This window comes from Blautia sp. OF09-25XD (assembly GCF_003482095.1).
Taxonomy (GTDB): domain Bacteria; phylum Bacillota; class Clostridia; order Lachnospirales; family Lachnospiraceae; genus Fusicatenibacter; species Fusicatenibacter saccharivorans.
Map to the genome: position 1 here is coordinate 250,736 of NZ_QUMG01000001.1, position 20,409 is coordinate 271,144.

Annotated in this window: 17 protein-coding genes and 1 pseudogene; all 18 read left to right on the forward strand. The window is 49.8% G+C overall.

The genetic code is table 11. The features are described 5' to 3' along the window. Window positions 1–50: 50 nt before the first annotated feature. The gene (locus tag DXA93_RS01220) at window positions 51–1,751 is read left to right on the forward strand and encodes a MutS-related protein (protein WP_117812893.1); all 1,701 of its coding nucleotides are present in this window, start codon (window positions 51–53) and stop codon (window positions 1,749–1,751) included. Between the two features lie 134 nt (window positions 1,752–1,885). Next, entirely contained in the window at window positions 1,886–3,058 is a 1,173-nt protein-coding gene (gene cbiD, locus DXA93_RS01225; protein WP_055226415.1) for a cobalt-precorrin-5B (C(1))-methyltransferase CbiD, read from the forward strand. A gap of 7 nt (window positions 3,059–3,065) precedes the next feature. Then, on the forward strand, window positions 3,066–3,758 hold the full coding sequence (gene cobI / locus DXA93_RS01230; protein ID WP_022462304.1) for a precorrin-2 C(20)-methyltransferase: 693 nt from the start codon (window positions 3,066–3,068) through the stop codon (window positions 3,756–3,758). Next, window positions 3,759–4,517, forward strand: a complete 759-nt coding sequence (cobM, locus tag DXA93_RS01235; protein WP_119207634.1) for a precorrin-4 C(11)-methyltransferase — start codon at window positions 3,759–3,761, stop codon at window positions 4,515–4,517. 1 nt (window position 4,518) lies between these two features. Continuing rightward, window positions 4,519–5,172, forward strand: coding sequence for a cobalamin biosynthesis central domain-containing protein (locus tag DXA93_RS18130; protein ID WP_243109121.1), 654 nt, complete (start codon window positions 4,519–4,521; stop codon window positions 5,170–5,172). Further along, complete coding sequence (locus DXA93_RS18135; protein WP_243036464.1) at window positions 5,169–5,549, forward strand: cobalamin biosynthesis protein; 381 nt, start codon at window positions 5,169–5,171, stop codon at window positions 5,547–5,549. The genes DXA93_RS18130 and DXA93_RS18135 overlap by 4 nt, the downstream gene beginning before the upstream one ends. Beyond that, a complete protein-coding gene (cobJ, locus tag DXA93_RS01245) occupies window positions 5,546–6,277 on the forward strand; it encodes a precorrin-3B C(17)-methyltransferase (RefSeq protein ID WP_022462307.1) in 732 nt (243 codons plus the stop codon). The genes DXA93_RS18135 and cobJ overlap by 4 nt, the downstream gene beginning before the upstream one ends. Next, the gene (cobK, locus tag DXA93_RS01250; protein WP_117760336.1) at window positions 6,270–8,249 is read left to right on the forward strand and encodes a precorrin-6A reductase; all 1,980 of its coding nucleotides are present in this window, start codon (window positions 6,270–6,272) and stop codon (window positions 8,247–8,249) included. Before cobJ ends, cobK begins: the two co-directional genes overlap by 8 nt. Then, the gene (locus DXA93_RS01255) at window positions 8,246–9,655 is read left to right on the forward strand and encodes a cobyrinate a,c-diamide synthase (RefSeq protein ID WP_117760335.1); all 1,410 of its coding nucleotides are present in this window, start codon (window positions 8,246–8,248) and stop codon (window positions 9,653–9,655) included. Before cobK ends, DXA93_RS01255 begins: the two co-directional genes overlap by 4 nt. Then, the gene (cbiB, locus tag DXA93_RS01260; RefSeq protein WP_118719010.1) at window positions 9,652–10,617 is read left to right on the forward strand and encodes an adenosylcobinamide-phosphate synthase CbiB; all 966 of its coding nucleotides are present in this window, start codon (window positions 9,652–9,654) and stop codon (window positions 10,615–10,617) included. Before DXA93_RS01255 ends, cbiB begins: the two co-directional genes overlap by 4 nt. A gap of 48 nt (window positions 10,618–10,665) precedes the next feature. Beyond that, window positions 10,666–11,712: a threonine-phosphate decarboxylase CobD gene (cobD, locus tag DXA93_RS01265; protein ID WP_117760333.1), complete on the forward strand. Its 1,047-nt coding sequence runs from the start codon at window positions 10,666–10,668 to the stop codon at window positions 11,710–11,712. A gap of 11 nt (window positions 11,713–11,723) precedes the next feature. Then, window positions 11,724–13,235, forward strand: coding sequence for a cobyric acid synthase (locus tag DXA93_RS01270; RefSeq protein WP_117760332.1), 1,512 nt, complete (start codon window positions 11,724–11,726; stop codon window positions 13,233–13,235). Between the two features lie 2 nt (window positions 13,236–13,237). Beyond that, window positions 13,238–13,882, forward strand: coding sequence for a precorrin-8X methylmutase (locus tag DXA93_RS01275; protein ID WP_055218068.1), 645 nt, complete (start codon window positions 13,238–13,240; stop codon window positions 13,880–13,882). A gap of 457 nt (window positions 13,883–14,339) precedes the next feature. Next, window positions 14,340–15,562 (forward strand): annotated as a pseudogene (gene tyrS, locus DXA93_RS01280) (tyrosine--tRNA ligase). 78 nt (window positions 15,563–15,640) lie between these two features. Continuing rightward, the gene (gene alaS, locus DXA93_RS01285) at window positions 15,641–18,280 is read left to right on the forward strand and encodes an alanine--tRNA ligase (RefSeq protein WP_117801012.1); all 2,640 of its coding nucleotides are present in this window, start codon (window positions 15,641–15,643) and stop codon (window positions 18,278–18,280) included. 205 nt (window positions 18,281–18,485) lie between these two features. After that, window positions 18,486–18,662: a 30S ribosomal protein S21 gene (gene rpsU / locus DXA93_RS01290; protein WP_004222305.1), complete on the forward strand. Its 177-nt coding sequence runs from the start codon at window positions 18,486–18,488 to the stop codon at window positions 18,660–18,662. Between the two features lie 94 nt (window positions 18,663–18,756). Continuing rightward, window positions 18,757–20,214 (forward strand): cardiolipin synthase, encoded by a 1,458-nt coding sequence (gene cls / locus DXA93_RS01295; protein WP_330427205.1) that lies wholly within the window; start codon window positions 18,757–18,759, stop codon window positions 20,212–20,214. After that, window positions 20,172–20,336 carry a hypothetical protein gene (locus DXA93_RS19165; RefSeq protein ID WP_330427206.1) on the forward strand — a complete coding sequence of 55 codons (165 nt, stop codon included), beginning with the start codon at window positions 20,172–20,174 and terminating at the stop codon, window positions 20,334–20,336. Before cls ends, DXA93_RS19165 begins: the two co-directional genes overlap by 43 nt. Window positions 20,337–20,409: the final 73 nt, after the last annotated feature.

Genomic DNA, 20,409 nt, shown 5'->3' on the forward strand with positions numbered 1-20,409 from the left:
AGAATCAAAAGACTTATGATACAGAGCAGGAAAAAGGATGGCGATAAGACATGAAAGAACTGTATACGGCAGCAGGAATTTTTGTGGTTCTGATACTGCTGGGAGTTTGGATGGTACAGAATAACAGAAATGAACAGGAAAAGAAGCTGGTACAACTGCGGAAGAAATGGGGAAAAAAGCAGGAGAAACGGACGGCACGGGAAAAGAAAGAAAAACTGGAAGCGTGTCTGAGACGAAAAGCAGGGGAAAACTTCTGCGTGGACGCGATTACCTGGAATGACCTGGATCTCGATGCGGTTTTTGACACAGTCGACCACACAGTGTCGGTGTGCGGGGAAGAATATCTGTACACGGCGCTTCGGATGCCGGTCACAACAACAGAAATCAGGGAAGAGCGGGAACGGCTGATGAAGCTTTTTGCAGAGAACCAAAAAGCCAGAGAAGCAGTGCAGAAAGCACTTCTTTTGATGGGAAAAGAAAAGATGAATCCGCCGACAGAAGAAATAGCCGTACTGATGGAGGCGGAGCCGGGAGAGAAGGGGAAATATCTTCTGATGGCCGGTATTGCTGTGCTTGGAATTGGACTGCTGTTTGTACTGCCTCCGCTGGGTGTGTCTGTTCTGTTTGCTTCTATGGTCGGCAACGGACTGATGCATGGAAGGGAGAGCAAAAAGCTGGAGAGTGCATTAAAAGCGTTTGGCTGTATCCTGCGGCTGCAGCGGACAGCCAGGGAACTTGGAAAAGAAAAAATTTCCGGACTGGAAATGTATCAGAAGCGTCTGGAAGAACAGGAAAAACAACTCCGTCCGATTACAAGAAAATGCAGAACACTTGTGAATACGAAAGAATCGCAGGGCGGTGCAGCAAACATGATTTTTGCATACTTTCGCACGTTCTTTCTGCTGGATCTGATCGAGTATTCTTCGGTTGTTTCCGGAGTGAAATCGTATGAAAAAGCGATTCTGCAGATGGCAGAGGATCTTGGACTCCTGGACTTTGCACTGTCAGCAGCATCGTACCGGGAGAGCCTTTCGTATTACTGCCGGCCGGAATTCCTGGATGAGAAAAAGGCGGGCTGTCGGATCGATGTGGAGGAGCTTTATCATCCGCTTCTGACACATCCGGTGGCAAACAGTCTGTATGCGGAGGGCGGAATTCTGCTGACCGGCTCGAATGCGTCGGGAAAATCCACATTTATGAAAAACATGGCAGTGAATGCGATTCTGGCACAGGCACTGAACACGAGTCTTTCGAAGCGGTACCGCGGTGTTGTGTGCCGGATCATGACATCCATGGCACTCCGCGATAATCTGGCACAGGGAGAGAGTTACTTTGTTGTGGAAGTAAAATCTTTAAAACGGATTCTGGAGGCAAGCCGTGAAAAAACACCGCTTCTGTGCGTCATTGATGAGGTGCTGCGGGGAACAAACACGACGGAGCGGATTGCAGCGTCAGAGAGTGTGCTTGCTGCCCTGCGCCGTGCAAATGTGCTCTGTCTTGCAGCAACACATGATACTGAACTGACGTATCTGCTGGAAGATCTCTACACCAATTATCATTTTGAAGAGCAGATTACCGCGCAGAGTATTTCCTTCCCGTATCGCCTGGAACAGGGGCCGGCAAGAGGAAAGAATGCGATTGCGCTGCTTGGAAATATGGGAATTGATGAAAAAATTGTGAAACAGGCAGAAAGAAGAGCTGCGGAGTTTGAAACAACAGGAAGCTGGGAAAAGAATAAGTTTCTGAGATAGAAAAACAGCCGGGAAAAATTGATCTTTTTTGAAAAAATATGCGAAAATGGTTCAGCATTTTTTCATTGTGTGTTATGATAAAATAGATCGCGTGATCCGGCAGAAAAACCGCCGGATCTGTTAAGGAGAAAAACATGAGCAGGACAGGCTTGGAAGATGCATATATTATGCGCGGCAGCAAGAAACTCCGCATGGGATATACGACGGGTTCCTGCGCTGCAGCGGCAGCGCGGGGAGCGGCGTTTATGCTGCTTTCCGGGAAAGAAATACAGGAAGTGAAAATCCATACGCCAAAGGGCATTGTTCTGAATCTGGAATTGCTGGATATCCGGAGAAGTGCCGAAAAAGTAAGCTGTGCCGTCCGAAAAGACGGCGGGGATGATCCGGATGTGACAGATAAAGCATTGATTTACGCGGAAGTGACGTTTGGAACAGAAGAGGGAATTGTAATCGATGGAGGATTCGGCGTCGGGCGTGTGACAAAGCCGGGGCTGGATCAGCCGGTCGGAAACGCGGCGATCAACCATGTACCGCGCCAGATGATCCGCGAGAATGTGGAGGAGATTCAGAAAAAACTCGATGATTTCCGCGCACTGCAGGTTATCATCTCCGTACCGGAAGGGGAAGAACTGGCAAAGCATACATTCAATCCGAGACTTGGCATCACCGGCGGCATTTCAATCCTTGGAACGAGCGGGATTGTAGTGCCGATGAGCGAGGAGGCGCTGATTTCCACGATCCGCGTCGAGATGGAAATGCGGAAAGCACAGGGTGACCGCGTCCTTCTGGTGACACCGGGAAATTACGGACAGGACTTCTTAAAAACGTATCCGTGGGTCCGTGCAGACCATTCCGTTAAGTGCAGTAATTACGTCGGAAAAACACTGGAATTTGCAGCTGAGCTCGGCTTTGACGCCATCCTTTTTGTGGCACATCTTGGAAAATTTGTCAAGGTGTCCGGCGGAATTATGAATACCCATTCCCACGAGGCAGACTGCCGTGCGGAGCTTCTTACGGCGCAGGCGGTGCGTGCAGGGGCGGATCTTGCACTGGCAAAAAAACTGCTGGAGACCGGAACGACGGAAGAAGCGGTGCAGATTTTAAAGGAAGCAGGATGCCTGAAAGAGACCATGGAAAAAGTGACAGAAAAAATTGCTTTTTACATGAATTACCATATTGAGGGCAGAGTGCAGACGGAGGCGATTGTTTTTTCAAGCAATGAGGGCCTGCTCGGGGAAACCCCGGGAGCGGGAGAACTTCTGGAGCGCCTGCGGGAGCAGGAAGAAAAAGAAAACAGAAAAGAGTAAAAACAAAATGACAGGAATTTTATTTGGAACAGGAATCGGACCGGGAGACCCGGAGCTTATGACGTTAAAGGCCGTCCGTCTGATCCGGGAAAATGATACGATTGCAGTACCAGGAGAGAAACCGGAAGAGAGCATTGCCTACCAGATTGCTGTTCAGGCAGTGCCGGAACTGGCAGAAAAAGAGCTCGTTGCTATTCCAATGCCGATGACAAAGAATGCCAAAGAACTGGAGGAAAATCACCGGCGCGGTGCAGAAAAAATAGAGGAGCTGCTGGATGCAGGAAAAAACGTAGTATTTCTGACACTCGGAGATCCAACCGTGTATTCTACCTACCTTTATGTACACAGACGGGTACTGGAAGACGGTTACGATGCGAGAATTGTAAGCGGTGTTACATCGTTCTGCGCGGCAGCAGCATCTCTTTCCGAGGGACTGGTGGAAAATTCCGAAGAACTGCATGTGATTCCGGCGTCTTATCAGATTGAAGATGCACTGGAACTTTCAGGAACAAAGGTTCTGATGAAAGCGGGTAAAAAGATGCCGGCTGTGAAACAGTTCCTGAAGGAAAAGAACTGCCGGGCGGTGATGGTAGAAAACTGCGGCATGGATACGGAACAGAAGTATTTCAGCGCGGAAGAAATCCCGGACCAGGCAAGTTACTATTCACTGATTATTGTAAAAGAAAAGAGGAAAAAATAGATGGTATATTTTATTGGAGCGGGCCCTGGAGCCCCGGATCTGATTACGGTAAGAGGACAGAAGCTGCTTGGTGAGGCGGACATTATCATTTATGCAGGTTCTCTTGTCAATCCGGAACTGCTGGATCTGAAAAAAGAGGGCTGTGTGGTATATAACAGTGCAACCATGACGCTGGAGCAGGTGATTGATGTTATGAAAGAGGCCGAAAGCAAAGGTCAGACTGTGGCAAGACTCCACACGGGAGATCCGTGCCTGTACGGTGCAATCCGCGAACAGATTGATGCGCTCGATGCCCTTGGAATCGCTCACGATGACTGTCCGGGTGTCAGCTCTTTCTGCGGAGCGGCTGCTGCCCTTGAAATGGAATATACGCTGCCGGATATCTCCCAGAGTGTTGTCATCACCAGAATGGCCGGAAGAACACCGGTTCCGGAGCGGGAGAGCATTGCGTCTTTTTCGGCACATCAGGCAACGATGGTTGTATTCTTAAGCACGGGACTCTTAGAGGAACTTTCCCGTGAGCTGATTGCAGGCGGCTATACGGCAGATACTCCGGCAGCGATCGTTTACAAAGCAACCTGGCCGGAGGAGAAGACGTTCGTCTGCACCGTTGGAACACTTGCCGAGACGGCGAAAAAGAACCAGATCACCAAGACAGCGCTGATGATCATCGGAAATGCCGTTTCCCAGGGAAATTACCGCAGAAGTGATCTGTACAATCCGGCGTTTACCACCGAATTCCGAGAGGCAGAAAAATAAGATGAAAATAGCCATAGCAAGTTTTACAAGAAACGGATGCGTCTGGAATCAAAAACTCTGTGCGGCACTGAAAAAACACAGCTGTGAAGGATATGCACTGGAAAAGTACGGGAAAGAAGCGGGAATTCCTGCGATTGCACCGTCGCTTCCTGCATGGACAGAGCGCATGTTTCAGAAAATGGATGCGATTTTGTTTATCGGAGCGTGCGGGATTGCGGTGCGCAGTATTGCACCGTACGTGAAAAGTAAAAAGACAGATCCGGCGGTTCTGTGTATGGATGAACAGGGAAAGTTTGTGATTTCATTACTTTCCGGCCATATCGGCGGAGCAAACGAGCTGACGGAAGAAGTTGCAGCTGTAACGGGTGCGGTTCCGGTCATTACAACGGCAACGGATGTCAATCACAAGTTTGCGGTCGATGTCTTTGCTGTAAAAAATCATTGTGAAATTTGTGAGATGGAGCTGGCAAAAGAGACAGCGGCGCTTCTGGTGGACGGAAAAACGGTTGGATTCTGCAGCCGTTTTCCGGTGGAGGGAACAAAACCGGAGGAACTGATCCCGGAAGAGGCGGCAAAACCGTCGATGGGAATCTGCATTACCACATCGGAAGAGGATTCGCCATATGAGAGAACACTTCACCTGATCCCGAGGTGATCACCGTCGGCATCGGCTGTAAGAAGAATACACCGGCCGGCCGGATTGAAGAAAAGGTTCTTGCGGCACTTGCGGCGGCCGGGATTTCTCCAAAAGCAGTTCGACAGGCGGCAAGTATTGATCTGAAAGCGCAGGAGCCGGGAATTCTGCAGCTGGTGGAAAAGTATGGCTGGCAGTACCGGACCTTTTCTGCAGAAGAACTGGAAACGGCGGAGGGGGAATTTACGCCGTCTCCGTTTGTGAAGAAGATTACAGGAATTGACAATGTCTGTGAGCGCAGCGCAGTTCTTGCCGGCGGCAGACTGATAAAGAAAAAAAAGGCAGCGGACGGTGTAACAGTTGCACTGGCTGCGGCGGACTGGAGGGCAGTATTTTGAGTACAATTTTTGTCGTGGGCATCGGCCCCGGAGCATATGAAAAAATGACGATCGAGGCGGCGGATGCGCTGCGGAACTGCGATGTGATCATCGGCTATACCGTCTATGTGGATCTGGTAAAAGAACATTTTGCAGGAAAAGAATTTCTGACGACGCCGATGCGGAAAGAGGTGGAGCGCTGCCGTCTAGCATTTGAAACTGCGGCAGAGGGAAAACAGGTTGCTATGATCTGCAGCGGAGATGCCGGCGTTTACGGTATGGCAGGTCTGATGTATGAGCTTTCGGAAGAATGGCCTGATATTGAAATTAAGGTAATTCCAGGCGTGACCGCCGCAACGGGAGGCGCTGCCGTTCTTGGTGCACCGTTGATCCACGATTTCGCCCTGATCAGCCTGAGCGATCTTCTGACACCGTGGGAGAAAATTGAAAAACGTCTTCTGCTGGCATCGGAAGCGGATTTTGTCATCTGTCTTTATAACCCGGGAAGCCATAAGAGAGCGGATTATCTGGAAAAAGCGTGTGATCTGATGCTTCGTTACAAAGCGCCGGAAACCGTCTGCGGAATCGTAAGCCAGATCGGAAGAGACGGGGAGACGAGCCGGACCATGACGCTTGCAGAACTTCGCAATACAAAAGTGGATATGTTTACGACGGTATTTATCGGAAACAGTCAGACAAAGGAAATCCGGGATCACATGGTAACGCCGAGGGGATATCGCTATGAATAAAGTAATCGTCTTTGCCGGAACGACGGAAGGCCGGGAAATCTGCAGTTTTCTGAAGAAATATGAGATTGCATCCCTTGCCTGTACGGCGACAGAATACGGCAAGTGCCGGATCGAGGAGGGCGGTGCCCTGACGGTTCGAAGCGGAAGACTGACAGAAGAAGAGATGGAACAGCTTTTTGGCGAAGAACAGCCGGAAATGGTTATCGATGCAACCCATCCGTATGCCGATCTTGTGTCGGAAAATATCCGGTCTGCATGTGAAAAAGCAGGAAAAACGTATCTTCGGCTGCTGCGGCCGTCGCTTGCGGCAGATCCATCCTGCGTCATGGTCGATACGACAGAAGAAGCGGTATCGTATCTGGCGGGCACAGAGGGAAAGATTCTGGTGACAACAGGAAGCAAGGAACTCGCAAAATTTGCAGAGCTTCCGGATTATAAAAACCGTGTGTATGCCCGGGTGCTGCCGTTGCCAGGCGTAATTGCATCCTGCGCGGAACTTGGATTTGATGCCGCACATACCATAGGCATGCAGGGACCGTTTTCTATGGACATGAACGTTGCAATGCTGCAGTCGTTCCATGCCGAATGGATGGTAACGAAGGAATCCGGAAGAAACGGCGGCTTTGAAGAAAAAATTGAGGCAGCAAAAAAGGCCGGTGTCCGTGTCGTTCTGATCGGCCGTCCGAAAGAGGAAGAAGGACTCTCGGAGGACGAGGTCAAGCGGTATCTCGTTGAAAAATTTGATCTGTCCGTGAAACGGGACGTCGTGATCGCCGGAATCGGACCTGGTGCAGAAGCACAGATGACGCTGGCGCTCGTAGACGCGTGTGAGCAGGCGGATGTGCTGATCGGTGCGGGACGCATGACAAAAGCAGTAGAAAAATATCAGAAGCCAATGCTTGCAGAATACAGCCCGGAAAAGATTTACGAGTATCTGAAGGCGCACCCGGAATATGAAAAGATTGTTCTTCTGCAGTCGGGTGATGTCGGCTTTTACAGCGGAGCAAAGAAACTTCAGGCCGTCCTTGCGGAAGATGCGGATTTTTCTGTCCGTGTAGAGCCGGGAATTTCTTCGCTGGTTTATTTCTGTGCCAAAATCGGAGTGTCCTGGGAGGATGCAGCATTTGTGAGCCTGCACGGACAGCACTGCAACTTTCTGGAGACGGTCCGCCGAAACCGGAAAACTCTGGCGATCGCCGGCGGAAAGGGCAGTGTCAGGGAAATCTGCCAGACGTTAAGTTCGTACGGCTGGGAGCAGATTGTGCTGCATGTGGGAACGGATCTGTCGTATCCGGAAGAACAGATTGTGACAGGAACCCCATTCGAACTTGCTAAAATGGAGTTTGCTCCGCTTGCGGTTCTTCTGTTTGAAAACCCGAATCCGGAACCAGAGTTTACAGCCGGCATGGCAGATGAAGTATTTCTGCGTGACAAAGTACCGATGACCAAGCGGGAAGTGCGCAATGCGTCTCTTTCTCATCTGCAGCTTTCTTTGAATTCTGTTGTCTATGATATTGGATCGGGCACAGGTTCTGTTTCGATTGAGATGGCGCTTCGTGCAGCACAGGGAAAGGTATATGCGATAGAAAAAAATCCGGCAGCCGTTGCACTTCTGCAGGAAAATAAAAAGAAATTTGCAGTGGATCATCTGGAAATTATTGAGGGAACTGCACCGGAAGCACTCGAAGCACTCCCGGTTCCGACGCATGCATTTATCGGCGGGTCTGCCGGAAACTTAAAAGAGATTCTGGAACTGCTCCTGCGGAAGAATCCGAACATCCGTGTGGTATTAAATACAGTAACCGTGGAAACATTAGCGGAGGCAGCATCGTGTTTCAAAAAACTTGCGTTTGAAGAGCCGGAAATCGTCTGCCTGCAGGCTTCCAATGCGAAAAAGGCCGGAAGAAGCCATCTGATGATTGCCCAGAATCCGGTTTATATCTTTACAGCCCAGGGAGGTGCCAAAGAATGAAAGCACCAAGAATCATGCTGGCAGCAGGAAGGAGCGGAAGCGGGAAAACGATGATCACCTGCGGACTGCTCCGTGCACTGCAGCAGATGGGAAAGCAGCCCGCAGCGTTTAAATGCGGCCCGGATTATATCGATCCGATGTTTCACGAACAGGTAATCGGCGCCCCGTCGTGTAATCTGGATCCGTTTTTCACAGAGGAAGAAACAACACAGTATCTGTTCTGCAAACATGCAGCGGGTCATGACATTTCCGTATTGGAAGGCGTTATGGGGTATTACGACGGTCTTGGCGGAATTTCTACCAAAGGCAGCGCCTACGATCTCGCCGGTATGACAAAAACGCCGGTTCTTCTGGTTGTCGATGCCAAAGGCATGAGCGTTTCAGCGCTTGCCTTTATCAAGGGATACCTGCAGTACAAAGAGGACAGCCGGATCGCCGGTGTAATCTTTAACCGGATGTCAGAGATGCTGTACCGGGAGATCGCGCCGATGGCGGAAAAAGAACTTGGCATTTTCTGTGTCGGCTTTGTGCCGGAACTGAAGGAATGCCACTTAGAAAGCCGCCACCTCGGCCTTGTGATGCCGGATGAGGTGGAAAATCTGCAGGAGCAGGTCAATCTGCTTGCAGAAACACTGCAGAAGACACTGGATTTTGAAAAAATTCTTGCGATTGCAGAAGGGGCAGAAGAGCTCTCGGGAAAAATGCCGGAAGTCCTGCGTAAGGTGACAGAAAGCGAAGCAGCCGCCAAGGTGCGTGCTGCGAAGCCGATTCTTGCCGTTGCAAAGGATGAAGCATTTTGTTTCTTTTATCGGGATAATCTGGAGCTTCTCGCGTCACTTGGAGCCAAAATCGAATATTTTTCGCCGCTTTCCGATGCGGAGCCGCCAAAGAATACAGACGGATTTCTGTTCTGCGGCGGCTACCCGGAGCTGCACGCAGAAGAGCTTTCGGAAAACCAGACCATGAGAACGAAGATCCGCGATAACATCCGTCAGGGAATGCCGGTTCTTGCAGAATGCGGCGGTTATATGTACCTGTCAGAATCCATGGAGGATATGGATGGAAATGTGTATCCTATGGTACAGGCTGTTCCGGGAAATGTTTACCGGACAAAAAAGCTGGGAAGATTCGGCTATATCACCCTCACGCCAAACACGAAAGATACCTTTCGGAACGGCGGAAATCCGGTGCGCGGCCATGAGTTCCATTACTTTGACAGCACAGACTGCGGAAGTGCATGGCATGCGGCAAAACCGCTGCGGAAGCGGAACTGGGAATGCATTCATGCGACAAAACGGATGATGGCGGGATTCCCGCATCTTTACTATATGGCAAGTCCGCACCTCGCACTGGAATTTCTGGAGCAGTGTGTCTCTTACCGGAAAGAACAGGAGAAAACAAGATGAAAACAGCATTAGCAGCCCTGATTGTGGGCTATGGATTGGACCTGCTGCTTGGAGATCCCTCCTTTTTGTACCATCCGATCCGTGTGATCGGAAATCTCATTGCCCTGCTGGAAAAATGGCTGCGGAAGGTATTTCCGAAAACGCCAAAGGGAGAGCTTGCCGGAGGAGTTTTTCTCGTGATCCTCGTCTGTCTGGCGGGATACGGTGTTCCGGCACTGCTGCTCTTTGCGGCATTTAAAATTCATCCGGTCATCGGCTTCCTTCTGGAGGTTCTCTGGTGCTGGCAGATTCCGGCAACGAAATGCCTGAAGGATGAGAGCATGAAGGTCTATCAGAAATTAAAAGAAAACGATCTTCCGGGGGCGCGCTATGCGGTTTCCATGATCGTAGGACGTGATACGGAAAATCTTTCGGAAACAGGAGTGACGAAAGCTGCCGTGGAAACGATCGCGGAGAATACGTCGGACGGTGTCATTGCACCGCTCCTCTTTCTTGCCCTCGGCGGACCGGCATTGGGCTTTCTGTATAAGTCCATCAATACCATGGATTCCATGGTGGGATACAAAAATGACAAATATCTGTATTTTGGACGGTGTGCGGCAAAGCTGGACGATGTCGTCAATTACATACCGGCGAGAATCAGCGCATGGCTGATGATTCTTGCGTCTGCATGCGAGCGCATGAACTGGAAAAATGCAGAAAAAATTTACAAACGCGACCGTTACTGCCACGCCAGCCCAAATTCTGCGCAGACAGAAGCAGTTATGGCAGGGGCGCTGGAAGTACAGCTTGCCGGAGATGCCGTGTATTTCGGCAAAGTCGTAAAGAAACCAACGATCGGCGATGATATCCGCCCGGTCGAGGCGGAAGATATCAAAAGAGCAAATCATCTGATGTATCTGACCTCGTTCCTCGGACTGGTGTTCTTTGCGGGAATCCGCGCGCTCTTTTTATTTCTGTAAAAAGAGAAGATAGAAACACAACGGAAAAGAGAAAGGAAGGCATATGGTATGAGACAAAATCCACATGGAGGAGACATTTACACGAAAAAATGCAGAGTCGATTTTTCTGTGAATGTCAATCCTCTTGGAGCTCCGGAAAGTGTGAAAGAGGCGGTGAGAAAGAGCGCGGAATCGGTGGAACAGTATCCTGACGCACTGTGCCGGGACCTGACCCGGGCACTGTCGGAAAAGGAGCAGCTTCCAGAAGAAAATATCCTGTTTGCAAACGGCGCCGCGGAGCTTATTTTTGCCCTGACACAGGCTCTCCGCCCGAAAAAAGCGCTGATTGCAGCGCCGGGATTTGCAGAGTATGAAGCAGCGCTTTCAGCGGCAGGGTGTTTTATCCGTATGTATCTGCTGCAAAAGGAAAAAGGCTTTCTTTTACAGGACGATTTCTGCGATGATCTGACCGACGATCTGGATCTTGTTTTTTTATGTAATCCAAATAATCCAACCGGCCTTACGATTCCGCAGGAACTTCTTTTAAAGATCCTGGATAACTGCCGGGAGCGTAACATCTATCTGGTGCTGGATGAGTGTTTCATAGAATTTCTGCCGGAGCCGGAAAAAGTGACGATGCAGGGAAAACTGGACGAATATCCGAATCTGCTGATTCTGCGTGCGTTCACAAAGATTTACGCAATGCCGGGCCTGCGTCTTGGCTATCTGCTCTGCAGCGACGAGGATCTGCTGGATCGGATCAGCCGCAGCATGCAGTCGTGGAATGTTTCGATTCCGGCGCAGATGGCAGGCCTTGCCGCCCTGAACGAGGATGCTTACGTCAAAGAAGCACGGGAACTGATCGGAAAAGAACGCGCCTGGATGAAAGCAGAACTGGAAAAAGCAGGTCTTACCGTATGGGATTCCTGTGCAAATTATTTGTTCTTTGAGGGACCGAAAGGACTTGCCGCACGGCTGGAAAAAGGCGGCATTCTGATCCGCGACTGTTCCAACTACTCGGGCCTTGCCGACGGATATTACCGTGCAGCCGTACGCACACATGAAGAAAACCAGATTCTGACAGAAGCCGTTTCACAGATTCTGCAGTGGTTTTAGGAGGAAAAACGATGGCGAAAGTAATTATGATACAGGGAACGATGTCAAATGCGGGAAAGAGTCTGCTTGCGGCGGGCTTATGCCGGATTTTCCATCAGGACGGATACCGTGTGGCGCCGTTCAAATCACAGAATATGGCGCTGAATTCGTTTATTACGAGAGAAGGCCTTGAGATGGGACGTGCACAGGTCATGCAGGCGGAAGCGGCCGGGATCGAACCGTCCGTTTTGATGAACCCGATTCTGTTAAAGCCGACGAATGACACCGGTTCGCAGGTGATTGTAAACGGTGAGGTACTGGGAAACATGAGTGCGCGGGAATATTTTTCCCACAAAAAAGAGCTGATCCCGGACATCATGAAAGCGTACCATGCACTGGAAGAACAGTATGATATCATTGTGATCGAGGGAGCCGGAAGTCCGGCGGAGATCAACCTGAAAGCCGATGATATCGTCAATATGGGAATGGCAAAGCTTGTGGATGCACCGGTGCTCCTCGTCGGAGATATTGACCGCGGCGGCGTTTTTGCTCAGCTTTACGGTACCGTAGAGCTTTTAGAGCCGGATGAGCGCGACCGCATCAAGGGTCTGATAATCAACAAATTCCGCGGGGACAAAACCATCCTGGACCCGGGCGTTGTGATGCTGGAAGAAAAAACACACATCCCGGTGGTCGGCGTGGCGCCGTATCTCCACATCGAAGTGGAAGATGAGGACAGTCTGACCGAGCGATTCACCAGAAAAGAGGAGATCGGTCTCATTGACCTTGCGGTCATCCGTCTTCCGCGTATTTCAAACTTCACCGATTTCAACCCGTTCGAGCGGATCGAAGGCGTATCACTCCGCTACGTAAGCTCTGTCTCCGAACTGAAAAATCCGGATATGATTCTGCTTCCGGGAACGAAAAACACGATGGAGGATCTGCTCTGGATGCGTCAGAATGGTCTGGAAGCGGCCGTACTGAAGGCGGCTGCGGCCGGAAAAGTAATTTTCGGTGTCTGCGGCGGCTTCCAGATGCTCGGAGATACGCTGAGCGATCCGCTGCATGTCGAAGCCGGCGGAACGATCAAAGGAATGGGACTCCTGCCGATGGATACTGTATTTGCCGGTGAGAAGACGAGAACCCGCGCGGAGGGCGCTTTTGGAAAAACAGAAGGCGTTCTTGCCGGGATCGAGGGAACCCGGATTGAGGGCTATGAAATCCATATGGGAGAAACGGTGCGGAAAGAAGAAACAGAAGCATTCACGTTCATCGATGATCAGAACCGTGCTGATTCGGATAAGCTGGACGGTGCACAGAAAGGAAATGTGTACGGTACGTATGTGCATGGCATTTTCGACAAAGAAGAAGTTGCCGAGCGGATCGTGGAAGCACTTGCAAAGAATAAGGGAATTGCCATGGAGCAGATTCACGGTGTCGATTACCAGACATTCAAAGAGACACAGTACGATATTCTCGCAGATGCGCTGCGCGAGCATCTCGACATGAAGAAGATTTATCAAATTCTGGAAGAAGGGGCATAAAGATGAAGATAGAACTGGAGCAGGTAAGCCCGCACGAGATTGAAAAGAGAAGCTTTGAAATTATCACGGAAGAATTAAACGGAAGAACGTTTCCAGAGGATCAGGAACTGGTTGTAAAGCGGTGTATCCACACAAGTGCGGATTTTGATTATGCGGATAATCTCTGCTTTTCGGAGCATGCGGTGGCAAAAGGCATCGAGGCGATCCGGGAGGGAGCCTGCATTGTGACGGATACGCAGATGGCAAGATCCGGCATCAACAAAAAGGTGCTTGCGCGCCACGGCGGTGAAGCGCTCTGCTTTATGTCAGACGAAGATGTTGCGGCAAGAGCAAAAGAAACCGGAAGCACCCGCGCGGCAGCCTGCATGGAAAAAGCGGCGGAGCTGGATAAAAAGCTGATTATTGCGGTTGGAAATGCGCCGACGGCACTGGTCCGCCTCTATGAACTGATCGGGGAAGGAAAAATAAAACCGGCGCTGATCATCGGAGTTCCGGTCGGCTTTGTCAATGTGGTACAGTCCAAAGAACTGATTATGCAGACCAATATCCCGTATATCGTGGCACGCGGACGAAAAGGCGGCAGCAATATCGCGGCGTGCATCTGCAACGCACTCCTGTATATGATGGATCAGGACCGCGGATATTAAAAATAGATGAAAAAACGGAAAGCAGAAGTCTTGACAGATTTCGAATCACCGTTTATACTATGGAACATGGAAAAAGGCTTGGAAGGGAACAAGTAGACGTACAAAAACGCGGACAGAAAGCAGCCGGCAGATGAGAGGCGCATGCAGGTTCTGTACGATTCGAATACATCCCGGAGTTGCGCACCGAATAAAACGGGCGGCAGAAGAACGAACTATGATGCACGTTTTTAGTAGGCTGCGACGTAAGAGACGAACGTTACAGCGTCAGGGTATTCAGAGGTTTTGGATACCGACAAAGGCAGCTGCCGTGAGACAGCTGTGAAGTAAGGTGGTAACACGGGAGATACGGGCTCTCGTCCTTTGAATCGGAAAGGACGGGAGTCTTTTTGTATAAAAAACTTTGGTCCCAGACGGTAACACATACCCGAAAGTCAACCGAAAAAAGGAGAAAAACAAAATGCAGATTTATGACGAACTGATCGCCAGAGGCCTTCTGGCACAGGTAACCGACGAAGATGAAATCAGAGACTGGTAAACAATGGAAAAGCAACGTTCTATATCGGATTCGACTGCACCGCAGACAGTCTGACCGCAGGTCACTTCATGGCACTGACCCTGATGAAACGGATGCAGATGGCAGGAAACAAACCGATCGCCCTGATCGGCGGCGGCACCACCATGATCGGTGACCCGTCCGGAAGAACCGATATGAGAAAAATGCTGACCCGCGAGGAGATCGACCACAACGCAGAGTGCTTCAAACGTCAGATGGAGCGTTTCATCGAGTTTGGCGAGGAAAAAGCTATGATGCTCAACAACGCAGACTGGCTGCTGAACCTGAACTATGTAGAACTGCTCCGTGAGGTAGGTGCATGCTTCAGCGTCAACAACATGCTCCGTGCAGAGTGCTACAAACAGCGTATGGAAAAAGGTCTTTCCTTCCTGGAGTTCAACTATATGATTATGCAGAGCTACGACTTCTATCACATGTTCCAGAAATACGGCTGCAATATGCAGTTCGGCGGCGATGACCAGTGGTCCAACATGCTGGGAGGAACCGAACTGATCCGCCGTAAACTTGGAAAAGATGCCTATGCAATGACCATCACCCTTCTGACCGACTCTCAGGGCAAGAAGATGGGTAAAACCGCAGGAAACGCTGTATGGCTTGACCCGAACAAGACCAGCCCGTTCGATTTCTACCAGTACTGGAGAAACGTGGACGATGCCGACGTCTTAAAATGTATCCGTATGCTGACCTTCCTGCCGCTGGAGCAGATCGACGAGATGGATTCCTGGGAAGGAAGCAAGCTGAACGAGGCAAAAGAGATCCTGGCCTATGAGCTGACCTCCATGGTACACGGCGAGGAAGAAGCAAAGAAAGCGCAGGAAGGCGCACGTGCCGTATTCTCTACCGGAAGCTCCGAGCATATGCCGACCAGTGAACTTTCTGCAGAGGATTTCACGGACGATAAAATCGATATCGTAACCCTTCTTGTCAAAGCAGAGCTTGCAAAGACCAGAAACGAAGGACGCCGTGCCGTAGAGCAGGGCGGTGTATCCGTAGACGGTGAGAAAATTACAGATCCGAAATATGCCGTAGAAAAAGCAGCCTTCGGCGAGGACGGTATCGTTCTGAAAAAAGGAAAGAAGAATTTCAAAAAAATTTGCGTTAAATAATTAAGTGTGCTATTATAAAAGAATGGATTCCCGGAAGAAATTCCGGGACACACTGAATTATTTGGAGGACAAACAGTCATGGAAAAATATGGCGTAAACGAATTACGAAAGATGTTTCTTGAGTTCTTCGAGAGCAAAGGACATCTTGCTATGAAGAGTTTTTCGTTGATTCCACACAACGATAAAAGTCTTTTACTGATCAACTCCGGTATGGCTCCGCTGAAACCTTACTTCACAGGCGCAGAGATTCCGCCGAGAAGAAGAGTAACAACATGCCAGAAATGTATCCGTACCGGCGATATTGAAAATGTAGGAAAAACAGCCCGTCACGGCACCTTCTTTGAGATGCTCGGAAACTTTTCCTTCGGTGATTATTTCAAACACGAAGCAATCGCATGGTCCTGGGAGTTTTTAACACAGGTAGTAGGGCTCGATCCGAATCGTCTGTACCCATCCATCTATCAGGACGATGATGAAGCATTTGATATCTGGAACAAAGAGATCGGCATCCCGGCAGACCGTATTTTCCGTTTTGGAAAAGAGGACAACTTCTGGGAGCATGGCGCAGGTCCGTGCGGTCCGTGTTCTGAGATTTATTATGACCGCGGAGAAAAATACGGCTGCGGCAAACCGGGATGTACCGTTGGCTGCGAGTGTGACCGTTACATGGAAGTATGGAACAACGTATTCAGCCAGTTCAACAACGACGGCGAGGGCCACTACACCGACCTGATCCAGAAGAACATTGATACCGGTATGGGACTTGAGCGTCTGGCCGTTGTCGTACAGGATGTAGATTCCATCTTCGATGTCGACACCATTCAGGCACTCCGCAACAAAGTATGCGAAATCTCCGGAAAAGAGTATGATAAAGATCATGAGACCGATGTTTCCATCCGCCTTATCACAGACCATATCCGTTCCGCAACATTCATGATTTCCGATGGAATCATGCCGACCAACGAAGGAAGAGGCTACGTACTGCGTCGTCTGATCCGCCGTGCAGCACGTCATGGCCGTCTGCTTGGCATTGACGGACTGTTCCTTGCCCGCCTTTCCGCAAGCGTAATCGAAGGCTCCAAAGACGGATATCCGGAACTTGAAGAGAAAAAAGATTTCATCTTCAACGTTCTGAACAACGAGGAGACCCAGTTCAACAAAACCATCGACCAGGGACTTCATATCCTCTCCGAGCTCGAAGAAAAAATGCAGAGCGAAGGCAAAAAAGTTCTGGACGGACAGGATGCATTCAAACTGTACGATACCTACGGATTCCCGCTGGATCTGACCAAAGAGATCCTCGAGGAGAAGGGCTACGGCATCGACGAGGACGGTTTCCATGCAGCAATGGAAGAGCAGAGAGAGCGTGCAAGATCGAGCCGTGAAGTAACAAACTACATGGGTGCTGATGCAACCGTTTACGATGAGATCGACCCGTCCGTAACAACTGAGTTTACCGGATACGATCATCTGGAGGATACCTCCAAAGTAACCGTTCTGACGACAGAGACTGAGATTGCAGAATCTCTGATGGAAGGCCAGAAGGGAACCATTTTCGTAGAGAAAACTCCGTTCTACGCTACCATGGGCGGTCAGGAAGGCGACTGCGGTATCATCAAAGGAGCAAATGGTGTATTCGAAGTAGAAGATACCATCAAACTCCGCGGCGGAAAATACGGCCACGTCGGTGTCATGAAATCCGGTATGATTTCAAACGGCGAGGAAGTTACACTTCAGGTCAACGAAGAGGCAAGAAAAAATATCGAGAAGAACCACAGCGCAACACACCTTCTGCAGAAGGCATTAAAGACTGTTCTCGGTGCACACGTAGAGCAGAAAGGTTCTCTCGTAACCCCGACCAGACTCCGTTTCGACTTTGCCCACTTCCAGGCTATGACACCGGAAGAACTGGAAAAAGTTGAGAATCTGGTAAATGAAAAGATTCAGGAGCAGATCCCGGTTGTAACCGACATCATGGATACTGAGGAAGCAAAGAAATCCGGCGCGATGGCTCTGTTCGGTGAGAAATACGGCGACAAAGTACGTGTCGTTTCCATGGGAGACTTCTCCAAAGAGCTCTGCGGTGGTACCCATGTAAAGAATACCGCTGAAATCGGACTGTTCAAACTTGTTTCTGAGGCAGGCGTTGCAGCAGGTGTCCGCAGAATCGAAGCTCTGACCGGACCGTCTGTTACTGCATACTATAAAGCACAGGAAGAGAAAATACATGAGGCAGCAGCTCTCTTAAAGACAACACCGGCGGATCTCCTCGAGAAGATCGCTCATCTGCAGGCAGAGGCAAAAGCACTCCAGGCAGAGAATGAGTCCTTAAAGAGCAAACTGGCAAAAGAAGCGCTCGGCGATGTTATGGATAAAGTAACCGAAGTCAAAGGTGTAAAACTTCTCGCTGCATCCGTACCGGATGTCGATATGAACGGACTGCGTGACCTTGGCGACCAGCTGAAAGAAAAACTGGGAAGCGGCGTTGTTGTTCTGGCATCTGCAAAGGACGGTAAAGTAAGCCTTCTTGCCATGGTAACCGATGATGCGATGAAGAAAGGTGCACATGCCGGAAAACTGATCAAAGAAGTGGCAGCCGTTGTCGGCGGCGGCGGCGGTGGACGTCCGAACATGGCACAGGCCGGCGGAAAGAATCCGGAGAAGATCGACGAAGCAGTTGCAAAAGCTGCTGAGGTACTGGAAGGCCAGATCGCATAACAATAAGCAGGAAAAACAGCACAAAATCCTGCCGCCTGCAGGGCAGAAAAAGGAGCCAGGCAGGCGGCAGGGAAAAATTTTGCAAAAAAATGAAAAAACTTGTTGACGTACGAGATTTTTCTGGTATAATAAGAACAGTGCAAAAAATACCCATACAGTTGTATTATGCACAATCTACAACTGGAGGGAGGTTAGGTGTGAGACTATGTCAAATGTAATCGTTAAAGAAAACGAAACGTTGGACAGCGCTTTACGCAGATTTAAGCGTAGCTGTGCAAAAGCTGGCATTCAGCAGGAGATTCGTAAAAGAGAGCATTACGAGAAACCAAGTGTTCGTCGTAAAAAGAAATCTGAAGCTGCCAGAAAACGTAAGTATAATTAATGTGCAAAAAATCCCCGGCGATCTGTTTTGCCGGGGATTTTTATACTTGTAACTTAAAGTCGCAGGTTTTGACAAAACAGCAAGGCGGTGACAAATGAGAATTTTGTACAAAATAGCAAACAAGCTGTTTCGTATCGTGAAAAAGATTCTGAAGCTGCTTACCAGCCGTATGGTCATTATCGGTGTTGCACTTCTTCTGGAATTTTGCTGGCTGGCCGGAATTGTGATGCAGCTCAATGAAAAATCTGTCTACATCAACTATGCGGTCACGATCCTTTCCCTGATTGCAGTGCTTTCGATTATCAATAATCCGAAAATGAATCCCGGCTACAAACTGATGTGGGCAGTCTGTATCCTGGCGCTTCCGGTAACCGGAATCTGCCTGTACGGCATTCTCGGCCATTCCAGTGTGGCAAGAAAATTCCGTACACATTACGATACAGTTCTGCTTTCGCAGGGAGGCGTTCTTGGAGAGGAAGAAGAGACGCGTAAAAAGCTCGAGGAAGAAAATATCCTGGCAGCGGGGCAGTCTTCCTATCTGACCAATTATGCGCATTATCCTGTTTATGAAAACACAGAAACAGAGTATTACCCGCTGGGAGATGTATGGTTTGAGCACTTTATTGAGGAACTCAAAAAGGCAGAACACTACATTTTTATGGAATATTTCATCATCAGCGAGGGGTATCTGTGGGATACGGTGCTGGAGATTCTGAAGGAAAAAGCGGCCGCCGGTGTGGATGTGCGGCTGATTTACGATGATTTCGGCTGCGTGACGACGCTGCCGTATCAGTATTATAAATCGCTGCAGCAGATGGGCATCAAGTGTGCGGCGTTCAATCAGTTCCGACCGGTGCTGAATGTCATTTTAAATAACCGTGACCACCGGAAAATTGCCGTGATCGACGGTCATACGGCTTTCACGGGCGGCATTAATCTTGCGGACGAATACATTAACCGCAAGGAGCGGTTCGGCCACTGGAAGGATTCCGGAATCTGTCTGCATGGTGAGGCGGTATGGAGTTTTACGGTGATGTTTCTGCAGATGTGGAGCACAATCACCGGTATGGAATGCAATTTCGAATCATACCGGCCGGAGATCTATCACGAGGAAGCGTTTAAAAAAGACGGTTTTGTGCAGCCGTACGGCGATTCCCCGCTGGATGGAGAGACAGTAGGCGAGCATGTTTATCTGAACATTATTTCACAGGCGAAAAAATATCTTTATATTTTTACTCCGTATCTGATTCCGGACAACGAGACGCTGACCGCTCTCTGCATGGCGGCAAAGCGCGGAGTCGATGTGCGGATTGTAACGCCGGGCATCCCGGATAAGAAGATTGTCTATATTCTGACGCAGGCCAATTACGAGATCCTGCTGGAATCCGGCGTTCAGATGTACCAGTATACGCCGGGCTTTATCCATTCCAAGAGCTTTGTCTGTGATGATGAAGTTGCGACGGTCGGAACGATCAACATGGATTACCGGAGCATGTACCTGCATTTTGAGTGCGGTGTCTGGATGTACGGCAGCAGTGCGGTTGCCAGGTAAAAGAGGATGCGCTGACCACGTTTGAACAGTGTGAGCAGATCAATATGGACTACTGCCGAAAGAAAAATTTTGCAGTCCGTGCACTCCGCGGTGCGCTGAAGTTTCTGGCACCGCTGCTGTAAACGGAACAGACAGCATAGTTCTGCGGTCGTCTGCATAGCCTGTAGGGAAGAAAGAGCAGATGTTTCGGGGGAA